6 protein-coding genes are annotated in these 13,658 nt (G+C 76.1%); all 6 read left to right on the forward strand.

Annotation, left to right across the window (positions count from 1 at the left end):
• The first annotated feature begins 114 nt into the window (after positions 1-114).
• The 6 genes from ACIRG9_RS27960 to ACIRG9_RS27985 all read left to right on the forward strand — a co-directional run bounded on the left by ACIRG9_RS27960 (position 115) and on the right by ACIRG9_RS27985 (position 13,532).
• Positions 115-429 (forward strand): anti-sigma factor family protein, encoded by a 315-nt coding sequence (locus tag ACIRG9_RS27960; RefSeq protein WP_402862175.1) that lies wholly within the window; start codon positions 115-117, stop codon positions 427-429.
• Between the two features lie 308 nt (positions 430-737).
• Positions 738-1,595: a DUF4132 domain-containing protein gene (locus ACIRG9_RS27965; RefSeq protein ID WP_402862178.1), complete on the forward strand. Its 858-nt coding sequence runs from the start codon at positions 738-740 to the stop codon at positions 1,593-1,595.
• Between the two features lie 5 nt (positions 1,596-1,600).
• Positions 1,601-6,652 (forward strand): hypothetical protein, encoded by a 5,052-nt coding sequence (locus ACIRG9_RS27970; protein WP_402862181.1) that lies wholly within the window; start codon positions 1,601-1,603, stop codon positions 6,650-6,652.
• A 48-nt stretch (positions 6,653-6,700) separates the two neighbouring features.
• Positions 6,701-7,891 carry an AAA family ATPase gene (locus tag ACIRG9_RS27975; protein WP_402862184.1) on the forward strand — a complete coding sequence of 397 codons (1,191 nt, stop codon included), beginning with the start codon at positions 6,701-6,703 and terminating at the stop codon, positions 7,889-7,891.
• The gene (locus tag ACIRG9_RS27980) at positions 7,888-11,616 is read left to right on the forward strand and encodes a DUF5682 family protein (protein ID WP_402862187.1); all 3,729 of its coding nucleotides are present in this window, start codon (positions 7,888-7,890) and stop codon (positions 11,614-11,616) included. Before ACIRG9_RS27975 ends, ACIRG9_RS27980 begins: the two co-directional genes overlap by 4 nt.
• The gene (locus ACIRG9_RS27985; protein ID WP_402862190.1) at positions 11,613-13,532 is read left to right on the forward strand and encodes a hypothetical protein; all 1,920 of its coding nucleotides are present in this window, start codon (positions 11,613-11,615) and stop codon (positions 13,530-13,532) included. The genes ACIRG9_RS27980 and ACIRG9_RS27985 overlap by 4 nt, the downstream gene beginning before the upstream one ends.
• Positions 13,533-13,658 lie beyond the last annotated feature (126 nt).

Consider the following 13,658-nt stretch of genomic DNA (forward strand, 5'->3'; position numbering starts at 1 on the left):
AGGGAACCTCTCCCTTGAGGTAACAGAGGATGTCAGACTTGGCCGTGCCGTGACGCGCGGCGTGTCGTGCGTGACGCCACGGAAGGTGGGAGCGTGCCGCATGAGGGCTGACCGATGACAGGTTCCGGACCGGGCGACGCCGGCCATCCGTCCGCCACCCTCTATCTGCTCGGCGCCCTGGACGGCCCGGAGGAAGCGGAGTTCGAGCGACACCTCGCCTCCTGTCCCACCTGCCGGCGCGATTGCGACGATCTGGGCCCGCTGGTCAGCGGGCTGAGCCTGCTGCCCGACGACGAAGTGGCGGCCCTGCTCGGCGCCGCGCCGGACGTGGCGACGGACGAGCCGCCGGACGCCCCGGCGAGCGGGCGGCGCGAGCTCGCCGACGAGCCTGACCCGGGACGCGACGACCAACCGCCCCGGTGCGCCTGAACCGGCCGTCTCGCGGTGGCCGCGCTCATCCGGTCGCCGATGCATGCCCGGAACCGGTCGTCCGATGTGACCTAGATCACCATCTCGCCGCTCCGCCGGATCGCGCCTGACCGCCCCCGTCGCATGCGGACCGGCCGGACCTGCGGGAACCGCAGGTCCGGCCGCTTTCCTCAGACGCCCCTGACCCCGGTGCCGCGACCGATGGGTTCCGCTCGTGTCGGTCGCGGCTGTTAGCGTGCCCTGCGTTGATGATCGTGGCCGATTCCTCACGAAATCTGGCTGATTCGCCATTGCGGAGGGTGTTCCTGATGGGCTGGCTACCGGCGGGAGACTCGTACGAGGTCTCCCTCGTGGACGGAAAGGTGGCGGCCCGATCCACCGGCCCGCGGGCCACCGGCCGTCCACTGAAGACGCTGCCGAAGGTGTTGCGGGACGACCCCGAGGTGGACCGGTTGCGCCAGCTCGCCCAGTGGCTGGACCGGCACACCGCCGAATGCCTGTCCCGGGTCGAGACGTGGGTGGTGTCGTCGCTGCCCGTGCCGACCGGGCTGCTGGCCCGGGTCTGGCCGGACCCGACGTGGCGGGACGCGCTGCGCGACCTCGTGGTGCTCGGAGACGACCCGGCCGAGCCGGGTTTCCTGCGGGACGTCACCGACACCGGTGACCTGCGCGTGGTGAACCTCGACGGGGAGACCGTCCGGCTCACGCCGGCCAACGCCACGCTGCCCCACCCGGTGCGCCTGCCCGACCTGGCCGAGCTGCGCCAGTTCGCCGACGAACTGGACGTCACCCAGCGGGTCGAGCAACTGCACCGGGGCACCTGGGGCCGGCCCGCCGCCCTGAAGGACCGGGACACCACGATCACCGACTTCCGCGGCGCAACCGTGCCCAACCGGCTCGCCGCCCGGGCCGCCACGCTCGGCTTCCGGGTCTCCGGCTCGCAGGTCAAGTGCCGGATCTGGGAGGCCGGCCGGACGGTCGAGGCCGCCATGTGGTTCGACGAGGACTACTGGGACTCGGAGGCGACCCTGGGCACCCTCTCCTGGTCGGTCGTGGATGGACCGACGCTGCGGTTGACCGAGGTCGGGCCGGCGGCCTGGTCGGAAGGAATGCGGATGGCGACGGCCCTCTCCGGCGCCGTGACGGGAACGGGGAAGAAGGCGTGACCGCGATGACGACCAGGTCGGGCGACGATTCGGCCGAGAGCCTGTTGGCCGCCGGTGCCGTGCTGCCGACCGACACCGCCGGGGCCGGTGAGCGGGCGGTGCCGCTCACCGCCCGCACCTACCGGCACCCGGTCCTCGACGACCGGCCGGTGGTCCGTCTCGTCGACGCTGCCCTGGGCGAGGGCGAGGACATCGCCGTCGGGTTCCTCGGTCTGGCGCCGGCTGCCGAGCCGGCCGTCGTCGGGCTGGGCCCGCGCCGCCCGTTGGCCTTCCCCGAGTGGGTGTTGGTACACCACCCGGCGGACGGCCGGCACGCCTTGGCGGTGGTGCCGGAGCTGCAGAAGCTGGCCAAGCAGGTGCGATCGCGGCCGAAGGCCGCCCTGGACGGGCACCTGAGCGTCGCCGACCGGTTCGCCCGTACCCTGCCGCACTTCCTGCCGACGTTCTTCGAGCAGGCGGCGCGGGTGTTCCTGGCCGCCGGGCAGGACACCTACGCGACGCAGCTGTTCAACAAGGCGCGCAAGGCGGAGGCGCAGCACGGCCTGCCGGTCGATCTGACCCGGCTGGACGAGGTCTACGTCGAGTTCGCGGCGGCCAAGGTGGTCTCGGCGACCGCCTTGGCCGGCTACGCGAAGGAGCTGTCCGCCCAGTTGCCGGCCGGCGAGGCGCTGGACCGGTTCTGCCGGCTGGCGCTGCGGGCCGCGGCCGCCGGGGTGGTGCCGTCCACCCAGTCGGCCAACGCGGTGAACCGGCTGGTCCGGGCCGCCACCAAGGCCGCCGGCGAGGCAGGGGCGGCCGCCGTCGCCGACCGCGCGGCGGCCTACCTGACCGAGCTGCTCCGGCTGCCGGTGGCCGCCGAGGCGCCGGCCGGCTGGTGGAAGGCGCACCTGCCGGCCGTGGCGGCGCTGGCCGGCCGCGACCCGGCGATCCGCGGCAGCCTCCTCGACCTGATGCCCACCGACCGGGACAATCTGGTCCAGTGGCTGTCCCTGTTGGCCGACACCGGTGCGCTCGCCGGACTGTCCGACCCGGGCGTGCCGGACCCGGCCCGCCCGCAGGACGGCTCCGTCGGCTGGCTGCGTCGCTTCCTGAGCCGGGCCAACTCCGGCCACCACCGCCGCCGCCTGCCGGAGCTGTACCCGATCGTCGAGCGGATGGCCGACCGGCTGCGCGTTGAACTGACCGGCGGCGGCGAGACCCTGGACGCCGACGGCGACCTGGACCTGCTCGACCTGCTGCTCACCCTCGACCTGCCGGTGGCCGTGCCGAAGGAGCGCGACACCCTGGACCTGGCGTTCTGGGTCAAGGCAGAGGGGGAGCGGGAGCTGCGCGCCGTGGCCGGCGACGACCGGTTCACCAGGGCCCTGCGCCGGGGCCTCGACCGGCTCGACGACCAGCCGCAGGCCCTGCGCCGGATGGCCGAGACGCCGGGCGTCCGGCCGATGCTGACCGAGTGGCTGGAGGCGCGCATCCGCGACCGGTTCGCCGCCGGACTGCCGTACCTGGCGGAGTCGGTGGACTGGCTGGGCAGGATTCCGGTCGAGGCGCTGCGCCTGGTCTTCGACGACCTCGGCCGGCCCGGTGACCCCGGTCAGGGCGTCGACCTCGGGCAGATCCTCGGCGTCGACCTCGCCGAGCGCGTCACCCGGAGCCTGCGCGGCGGGCTCATCGACGAGCTGGGCTGGCCGGACTGGGAGCTGGCCTGGCAGGAGGTGACGGGCGGCGACCACCGGGTCGAGCTGATCCGGCAGGAAGCCTGGCCGTACCTGATCCTCGGCGGGCCGACCGCCGTGCGCGTGCTCGGCGCCGAGGGCATCGTGCTCCGCCACGACCTGCGTATCCCGGCCAGCGACATGTGGGGCCAGCCCGGCTACCACTACGTCGACGGCCAGCTGCTGGTCTACTGGCGTTCCAAGGCGCTCGGCTACGACCTGCGCGGCTACTGGCACTCGTCGCCCGGCGAGCCGCAGCCCATCCACGGCCATCGCCAGGGCAGCCAGCCGCGCGGGAACGAGATCACCCTGCCGCTGGCCGGCGGCGGGCGGACCACCGGCGGCGGCGTGCTGCACGCCGGTGACACCGCTGTCCCGCCGGCCTTGCCGGTCATCACCGACGGCACCTCCCACTGGGTCCACCGCTACAGCGAGGACCATGGCAACCACGGCTGGCACGAGTACGACCCGGCCGGCAACACGCACGGCCGGCGCAGCCTGCCCCGGTTCCTGGCCGACCTCCCGGTCGCCGGAAGCCGGCTCCGGGAGTCGGTCAGCTGGCTGCGGCCGGCGCTGTCCGACCGGGCCACGCCGGCCGCCGCCCCGGTGGACGGTCTGCTCGGCTGGCGGGTGGTCACCCTGCCCGACGGCTCGGTACGTGGCGAGGACCTGGCCGGCCGCACCGTCACGGTGGCACCCGGACAGGAGCCGGTCGCGGCGCTGGTGCTGCCCGGCGACGACCGGCCACGGGCCGTGCTCAGGGGCTTCGTCATGGTCGACCCGGACGGGGTGGTGACGGCCGCCGCCGGACCACCGTCCAGCCGGGAACACACCCCTGCTGCGGTCCCGCTGCCGGCAACGGAGTTCCTCGGCAACATGCTGCCCCGGGACCCGGCCGGCTCCACCGCCCTGCGCCGGATGGACCGGGACACCGCGGCCGGGTTGTTCAAGGTCGCCCTCGACGAGCGCCGCGCCGCCCTGGCCGAACAGGCCGCGCGGGCCGCTGCCCGTGCGGCGACCCGATCCGGGCTGACCGTGGCCACGCAGGCCGTCACCGGCCTGCCCGTCGCCGTGCCGGCGTCGACGGCCGGCGCACCGGCCGGCACCTCCGCCCCCGGCCCGTCGACCACAGGCGACGCCGACCAGGACGCGCTGGTCGAGCTGGTCCGCTCGACGCTGCCGGAGATCAGCCACGACGCGGTGGTGGCCGGGGTGGCCGGGGTGCTGCGGCTGGCCGCGCGGGTGCGTACCGACCTGGACGCGTTGACCGAGCGGCTCACGAAGTCGTTGTCGGCCCCGAAGGTGGTGACGCCGGCGGCCACCGCGAGCGGACCCACCGACGAGCAGCTCAGCATGGCGCTGGACGGTCTGCGTGGCTCGGCCTACGGCACCGCCACCTCGGCCCACGCCTTCACCCAGTTCCAGGCGTTCGCCACCCAGCGGTCCGCCGTCGCCGGGAGCGAGCCCGCCGTGCGGCTGCACCTCGACGGACCGTCGCTGCCGAACGCCATGGACTGGTGGCGCCTGCTCGGCGGTGTCGCGGCCGTCGCCTACCGGGCCGTCGCGGCGGTCACCCCGGACGAACACCGGGACACGCTGCGCGCCCTGCTCACCGAGCTGGACCGGCTCGACCTGGGCGTGGCTGCCGAACCGGCCCGGTGGCGTCGGTTCAGGCTGCACCTGCTGGACGGCGACCTCAACAACCCCGACGGCACGCGCCGCTACCCCAGGCCGGGCATCCTGCCGCTGCCCGACGGGGCGTTCATCGCCGTCCTCCCCTCCAGCGGCACGGCCACCGGCTACTTCCTTGACGCGCTGCACCACGACCCGGCCGGCCTGTTCGACGTGCCCGAGCCGTACACGGTGGAGTCCTCGGCACCGGTCGGTGACGAACGGCCGGCCGGCTGGTTGGCCGCCTTCCTCACCGAATGGGCCGCGCGCGGCCCGCTGTCCTGGCGGCCGGAGGCGGCCGAGCGGTTCGCCGAGCTGACCGGCGTCACCCCCACCGCCGCGAAGCTGGTGCTGGCCGGCCTGCCGTACGCGGACTCGGCGAACACCGTGCCGGCCGAGCTGCGCAAGGCGCTCGGGGTCAAGCAGGCCGGTGAGGTCAAGCTGGCCTTCGGAATGCTGAACGAGGCCAGGCCGGACGTCCGGCGGGCCGTCGTCTCGGCGCTGCTGCCGGACGACCCGGCCCGGCTGTGGACCGACGGTCCGGACGTGGCCGCCGCCGCGGCGGCCTGGAACGCCGCCGTGGGCCGCCGGGTGGCGGTGCCCGAACAGCTGCTCGCCGAGGCGGTGCGCACGGTCCGCACCGGCTGGGGACCCGCGAAGGCGTTGCCGGCGATGTTCGACCCGGCCCGTTCGGCCGAGCTGGGCACCGACCTGGCCTTCGAGATCAAGGGCGACCGGGCCCGGCAGGTCGACGGCCGGGCCGTGGGCTTCACCGGCGAGGTGCTGCGCTCGACGGTCGCCGTGGCGGCCTGGGTCGCCCACCACACGCCGGCCGGCGACCCGTCGCGGGCCGCGCTGCCGGCCGCGCTGGCCGCGATCCGAGACCGGCTGACCAACCCCGACCTGCTGCTCGACCTCCACCAGTACGTCTCCCTGCCCGACTTCCGGCAGGTGGCGGGCACCCCGTCGGAGACCGGCCCGGGCTGGGAACGGTACGGCGCCATCGTCCTGTCCACCCACGACAGTCAACCGTCGCCCGCGCTGCGGCCGGACCTGCTCGACGCCGACGGGAGCGACCCGTACCTGCCGGCGCTGCGAGAGGACGCGGCCAAGCCGTACTCGATGGAGGTGGCGCTGCGCCTGGTCCGCGACCCGCGGTTCGCGGCGCTGCTGGGCGATCCGGGGGAGCCGGCCGACGGCGCGCCGGCGGCGGACGGGGCCTGGTGGCCGCAGGACCCGACCCGGTCGGTGCCCGACCTGGTCGCCGAGGTGGCCGGCGAGCACGGCCTGGGCGCCGACGCGGCGGCGGTGTACCTGATGCTGCTGGCCATGCCGGACCCGACCGACCGCAACACGGCGAAGTGGACCTGCTGGCGGCCGGCCCGGCTGAAGGCGGCCCGCGCCCAACTCGCCGGCACCGAGCTGGTCGTCGAGGCCAGCCGGTCCCGGGCCGGCCGATCGCTGTTCCTGCCCGGCCGCTGGCTGGAGCGCGGCAGCGGACAGGCGCCGATCGAGGGCTGGAAGGTGGCCCTGTTCGACCTGGCCCCCGACGGCACCGCCGGGCTCGGTGTGACCGTGCCGTTCGAACCGTCCGCCGACCTCTACCGGCGGGCCTGGCAACGCCTCCGCGACGGCGACCGGCCGGGCTTCGGCACCCCGTCCACCCGCCGCTGACCCTGTCCCGAACACCCCATCCGAACCCAGAGAGATCGAGGAACATTCGTGACCGTGACGGAACACGTCCGCCCCACCGCGGCACCCGAGAGCGCCGCCCAGGTTCTCTCCGCCGAACAGCGGTACGCCGACGAGCTGGCCTTCCTGGCCGCGTACGACGCCGGGGCCCGGCCGCCGGGCTGGGCGCTGACCCCGCGCGCCGTGGTCACCTTCATCCAGGGCAGCGACGGCGAGGCATTGAAGCTGCCCGCCGACCGGCGTACCGGCCCGGACGGCGCCGAGCTACCGGCCAGCATGACCATCCCGGCGAAGTTCGTCGGTGAGCGGAGCCTGGTCGAGCGGTGCGTGGTCACCCTGGCCGGCGAGCGGGGCCTGCTGCTGGTCGGCGAGCCGGGCACCGCCAAGTCGATGCTCTCCGAGCTGCTGGCCGCCGCCGTCTGCGGCACCAGCGCATTGACCGTGCAGGGCACCGCCGGCACCACCGAGGACGCCTTCCGGTACGGCTGGAACTACGCGCTGCTGCTCGCCCAGGGCCCGACCCCGCAGGCGCTGGTCGACTCGCCGGTGCTGACCGCGATGCGCACCGGCCGGGTGGTCCGGATCGAGGAGGTCACCCGCTGCCTGCCCGAGGTGCAGGACGCGCTGGTGTCCATCCTGTCCGACCGGCGGATGAACGTGCCGGAGCTGGCCGGCACCGAGGACGGCCTGATCCGCGCGGTGCCCGGGTTCACCGTGATCGCCACCGCCAACCTGCGGGACCGGGGCGTGTCGGAGATGTCCTCCGCGCTCAAGCGCCGGTTCAACTTCGAGACCGTCCACCCGATCTCGGACGCGGACACCGAGACCGACCTGGTCCGCCGGCAGGCCACCGCCGCCGTGCAGCGCGCCGGCGCGGCGTACACGGTGGACGACGCGGTGCTGGACGCCCTGGTCACCGTCTTCCGCGACCTGCGTTCCGGCCGGTCGGGGGAGGGCTGGGACGTGGAACGGCCCGGCACGGTGATGTCCACCGCCGAGGCGGTGCAGGTGGCGGCCTCGCTCGGCCTGGCCGCCGCGTACCTGCCCGCCGGGGACGCGCTGGACCTGGTGCCCGGGCACCTGCTCGGCGTGGTCCGCAAGGACGACGAGAACGACCACGCGCGGCTGCTCGGCTACTGGGACGGCCCGGTCCGCCGCCGCGCCGAGGACGGCTCGGCGATGTGGCGCCGGCTCTGGGACCTGCGGGAGACGCTCCGGTGACGACTCTCGCCAGCCCGCCGAACGGTGCGGCCCCGCCGGCCGTCGACCCGTCGACGGTCGATCCGACGACGGCCGACCCGCGGGCCGTGGTCGACGCGCTCGCCGGTTCGGTCCGGCCGTACCTGATCGGCGTGCGGCACCACAGCCCGGCCCTGGCGGCGGTGGTCCCGGCACTGCTGGACGCCGCCGGGGCCGAGGTGGTCTGCATCGAGCTGCCGGCTGACTTCCAGCAGTGGCTGCCGTACCTGTCCGACCCGGCCGCCCGGGCCCCGCTGGCCCTGGTGGGCAGCCACGGCGCGGACGGGGCGATGGGCTTCTACCCGTTCGCCGACTTCTCCCCGGAATTGGCCGCGATCCGCTGGGCCCGGCAGCACGGCGTCGAGGTGGTCTGCTGCGACCTGCCGCTGGCCGATCCCGGCTGGACCACCGACGCGACCGGCCCGACCACCGGCTCCGATCCGACCGCCGGTGCCGAGCCGACCGCGGGTGGCGATCCCGGCCCGGACGCCGGCGAGCCCGTGCCCGGCCCGCCCCGGTCGGGTTACGCCGCCGCGCTCAGCGCCAGCGGCACCGGCCGGGACGGCGACGACCTCTGGGACCGGGTGGTCGAGGTGCGTGCCCCGGGCTGCCCGCCGGAGGCGGTCCGCCGGGCCGCCCTCGGCGTCGGCTGGGCGATGCGTACCGACAGTGCCGGCGGCGACGGGGTGCCGGCCCGGGACCTGGCCCGCGAGCGGCACATGCGCCGGGTGCTGGCCGAGGCGGGCGCGGACGGCCGGCGGGTCGCCGCCGTGATCGGCGCCTTCCACGCCCCGGGCCTGCTCACCGAGGCCGACGCGAACGCCGACGACAGCGACGCCCCGCCCGGCACCGCCGCCGACTCCGCGGTGCCGTCCCGGCCCGTCGCCGCCCCGACCGGCCCGGTCCGGTCCGTCACGACCCGGCCGGCCACCACCGGCGGCGGCGCGGCGGTCACCTCGCTGGTGCCGTACGCGTTCGACCTGCTCGACTCCCGGTCCGGCTACCCGGCAGGCATCCGCGACCCGCGCTGGCAGCAGTCCGTCTTCACCGCCGCCGGCGACCCGGAACGGATCCGGGCCGCCGCCGCACGGGCGGTCACCGACCTGTGCCGGGAACTCCGCTCGGCCGGGCACACCGCCGGCACCGGCGAGGCCGCCGAGACGGTACGGCTGGCCGGCGACCTGGCCCGGCTGCGGGACCTGCCCGCCCCCGGCCGGGGCGAGGTGCTGGAGGCGGTGACCAGCGTGCTCGGCCAGGGTGAGCTGCTCGGCCGCGGCCGAGCGCTGGCCAAGGCGCTGGAGACCGTGCTGGTCGGCGCCGAGCGGGGCCGGGTCGCACCCGGTACGCCCCGTTCCGGTCTCGGCCCCGCGGTGGAGGCGGAACTCACCGCGCTGCGGCTGCCCGGCCCGGACAGCCCGAAGTCCCGCGAGGTCCGGCTGGACCCGCTGCGCACCGAACTGGACGGGCGGCGGGAGATCCTGCTGCAACGCCTCCAGGTCTGCGGCGTCGGCTACGGCGAGCCGATCGCGGTCACCGGTACCGGCGACGGCGCCGCCCTGACCACCCGCTGGCAACTGGCCTGGACGCCGTCCGTGGCGGCCCGGCTGGACCTGGTCGGCGTACGCGGGGTGACTGCGGCGCTGGCCGCGGCCGGCACCCTCCGGGAGCGGTTCCGGCGGGAGGCCGCCGACGGTGGCCCCACCGCCGGGCAACTGCTCACCGGGCTGCGCGACGCCGCCCGGTGTGACCTGCCGGGGCTGGTCACCGACCGGCTCGAGTTGGCCGCCGCGGTGCTGCCCGGCACCGGTACGCTGCCCGAGCTGCTGGCCGCGCTGGACCTGCTGGAGGCGCTGCGCCGGGAACACCTGCCCGGCACCACCGCCGACGGCCGGGCCCGGGCGGCCGAGCTCGCCGTCGTGCTGCTCGACGCGGCGGTACGCGGGCTGCCCGGCCTGGCCGGAAGCGACTCCGTCGCCGACGCCGCCGCGCTGGTCGACCTCGCGGTCCGGGCCGGCGAGGAGCGGATCGGGCTGCGCCTGGACGAGGCCCTCGGCCACCTGGCCCGGGCCGGTTCGTCGCTGATCCAGGGCGCCGCCCTGGCCGCCCGGGTGCTGCTCGACCTGACCGATCTGGAGACCCTGGGCACCCGGGTGGCCGGCTGGGTCGACGCGGCGACCGGACCGGATACCCGCCGGCACCTGCACCGGCGGCTCGGTGGTCTGCTCACCGCGGCGCATCCGCTGCTGCAGTCTGCCCCGGCCGCGCTGGATCCGCTGCTGGAGCGGATCGAGCGGCTCACCGACACCGGGTTCCTGGACCGGCTGCCGGCGCTGCGGGGCGGGTTCGACGTGCTCACCCCGGCGGCCCGGGACCGGCTGCTGGACACCGTCGCCGACCGGCTCGGCGACCGGCTCGACGTGACCCTGTCCGCCCCGCCGGAGCTGCTGGCCCGGTGGGCCGCCGCCGACGCGGCCGGTCGGGCCGCCCTGGACGCCCGCCACATCCCGATCCCGGGCCCGCCGACCGACGCGGACGCCCAACCTGGGCCGGACGCGCCGACCGACGCCGACGCCGACGCCGTACCGGACACCGACCGGCTCACTCCCACCGACCGGTGGCGGCTGCTGCTCGGCCGCCAACCCGACCGGTTGCCGGCCGGTGCCCGCCGCTACGCCCGCGCCCTGGACGAGCTGTACGGGGCGGGTCAGGGCGAAGGCGCCACCGACCTCGGCCAGGCGGTCGGCGGCGGCCAGGAAGCCTCCTTCCCGACCGCGCGTGAGTGGGCCGACGAACTCGATGCGCTCTTCGGCGCCGCGGTACGCGAGGAGGTCATCGCCCGGGCGGCCGAGAACGGCCGTACCGACGTGCTCACCGAGCTGGACCCGACCAAGGTGCGTCCCTCGATGGAGCTGCTGACCTCGGTGCTCTCGCTGGCTGGTGGCCTGCCCGAGGGGCACCTGGCCAAGCTGCGGCCGCTGGTCCGGCGGCTGGTCGAGGAGCTGACCAGGCAGTTGTCCACCCAACTGCGTCCGGCGCTGACCGGGCTGACCAACCCGCGTCCGTCCCGCCGTCCCGGCGGCCGGATCAACCTCGCCCGTACGCTGCGGGCGAACCTGGCGCACACCCAGCGGCTCGGCGACGGCCGGACGGTGGTGGTGCCGGAACGCCCGGTCTTCAACACCCGGACCCGCCGGGAGGCCGACTGGCGGCTGGTGCTGGTGGTTGACGTGTCCGGCTCGATGGAGGCGTCGGTGGTGTGGTCGGCGCTGACCGCCGCCGTGCTGGCCGGGGTGCCCACCCTGTCCACCCACTTCCTCGCCTTCTCCACCGAGGTCGTGGACCTGACCGACCGGGTCGACGACCCGCTGTCACTGCTGCTGGAGGTGCGCGTCGGCGGCGGTACGCACATCGCCGCCGGGCTGGCCCACGCCCGCTCGCTGGTGACCGTGCCGAGCCGCACCATCGTCGCGGTGGTCAGCGACTTCGAGGAGGGCTACCCGCTGGCCGGTCTGCTCGGCGAGGTCCGCACGCTGGCCGGTTCCGGCGTGCACCTGCTCGGCTGCGCCGCGCTGAACGACCAGGGAGTGCCCTGCTATTCGGTGCCGGTCGCCGAGCAGCTCGTCGCGGCCGGGATGCCGGTCGCCGCTCTCAGCCCGCTCGAACTCGCCCGCTGGGTGGGCGAACGTGTACGCGGAGGATCACGTTGACGAACCGCACACCCACCGCCGTGGACACCGACCGGTTGCCGCCGGTGCTGCCGGGGGTCGCCGCCGCGGCGGTGGCGGCCCTGCCGTCCCGGCTGCACAAGCGGCTGGACGCCACCGTCGAGCGGCTGGCCGCCGTACCGGTCGGCCGGGCCGACGGCGGTGTGTCGGTCGACTGCGGCCCCGAGGCTGTGGTCACCCTGACACCCGGGCCGACCGGCGTGGTCGCCGAACCGCACCAGGCCCGGTGCAGCTGTCTGCTGGCGCCCCGCTGCCTGCACCGGACCGCGGTGCTGGTCGCCTGCCCGGTCGCCGACCCGGCCAGCCACCCCGATCCGGCGTCCACCACCGCCGTGTCGTCCACTCCGGACGGCAGCGGCGCGGCCGGCGGCCGGACCGGGCGTACCGGTAAGGCGGCCGCCGGTCGTACCGGCCGGAGCGCGACACCGACGAAGGCGCAACGGGCCGCCGCCGCCGCGCTGTGGCGGGCCGCAGCCGCGGTGCTCGCGGCCGGCGTGCCGGCCGCCGGCGCGGTCCTCCAGGCCGAACTGCTGCGGGCCGCGCACAGCGCCCGGCTGGCTGGCCTGCCCCGGGCCGAGAGCGCCGCGCTGCGCACGGTACGCGGCCTGCGCGCGCACCGGGACCGGCAGACCGGCCACCGGCTGGCCGAGCTGGTCGAGGTGCTGCACGACCTGCTGTACGTGGCCGGCCGGTTGGCCGCCGGCGATCCCGACCCGGCGCTGGTCGGCGTCCTCCGGCGGGCCTACCAGCCGGACGGCACGCTGGAGGTGTACGGCGTCTGCCGGGAACCGGTGATCAGCGCGACCGGGTACGCCGGGGTGGTCACCCACCTGGTCGCCGCCGACGGGCGGCGGCTCTCCTTCGGCGATGTGAAGCCGGGCGGCCCGGACCGGGCGCGGGACTGCGCCCGGGCGGTCACCGGGATGGGCGCGGTCGCGGTCAACCACGCGGTGCTGGCTCGCGGCGGCCTGCGGATCAGCGGCACCACCGTCTCCCCGGACGGCCGGCTCGGTGCCGGCGCGGGGGTCCGGGCCACCCCGCTCGGCGGGACCGACTGGTCCACCGGGCCGCTGGCGGAACTGTTCGCCCACCCGCTCGCCGAGGTGGTGACCGCCCAGCTCGCCGCCGACGACCCGGAGGACCCGGCCCGTGCCGGGACCGCGCTGGTCGGCGGTGACCTGGTGGTCGTGGGCGCCGTCGGTGACCAGGTGCTGGCTCGCGAGCTGGCCCACGCCGCCGACTCCGGAGGGGACCGTGCGCCGGTGCCGGACGGGCCGGTGATCCGGCTGGTGCCGGTCAACGCCCACCCGGTGCTGGCCCACGTGGCCAACCTGCGACGGCTCGCCTCCTGGCCGGGTCTGCGGATCCGGGTGGTCGGCCGGCTGGACCCGGACCGGGCCAGCACACTCCGCCCGCTGGCGGTCGGTCCGGTGCCCGGCGCCGCCGCGACGTTGCGGCTGCCGTCGGACTGGCACGGCCGGGCGGACCTCGGCTACGACGAGATCCAGGGCGGCCACCTGCCGCCGCGCGACCCGGCAGCGATGACCGAGCCGGTTCTCGCCGTCGGTGCCGACGCGGTCGCCGAGTCCCCACTGTGGCGGGTCCGCCGGCTGGTGGAGCTGGCCGTCTCCGGCGGTCGTCGCGCCGTCGCGGAGTCGGCTCGTGGCGAGGGCGCCGGGCTGGCCGGTCCGCTGCGCCGCGCCGGCTTCACCACGGCCGCCGTGGTGGTCGCCGCGCTCGCCGCCGAGTCCGACCGGCGCGGCCGGGATGCGTTCGGCCGGCTCGCCGATCCCGACCCGGACCGGTACGCCTGGGCCTGGCTGGCCGCGACCGCCCACCTCGCCGCCACCGAGCGGGAGCTGATCCGCTCCTCGTGGACCGCCCCACCCGTCGGCTGACCTCCAGGGCACTGCGATCACCGGGCCTCGCGCCCTGCGGCCCGGTGATCGCAGCCGCCGAGCCGTAGGGCGCTCCCCGGAATACCAGCCTCCTAGGACGCACAGGGGGTGTGCTCTAGGCGGTCG

It is taken from the genome of Micromonospora sp. NPDC093277 (assembly GCF_044765245.1).
Lineage (GTDB): Bacteria > Actinomycetota > Actinomycetes > Mycobacteriales > Micromonosporaceae > Micromonospora.

Excerpts from the sequence above, each read along its gene's own strand:
- ACIRG9_RS27970 (WP_402862181.1), top strand. The coding sequence starts at position 1,601 with ATGACGACCAGGTCGGGCGACGATTCGGCCGAGAGCCTGTTGGCCGCC.
- ACIRG9_RS27965 (WP_402862178.1), top strand. The coding sequence starts at position 738 with ATGGGCTGGCTACCGGCGGGAGACTCGTACGAGGTCTCCCTCGTGGAC.
- ACIRG9_RS27960 (WP_402862175.1), top strand. The coding sequence starts at position 115 with ATGACAGGTTCCGGACCGGGCGACGCCGGCCATCCGTCCGCCACCCTC.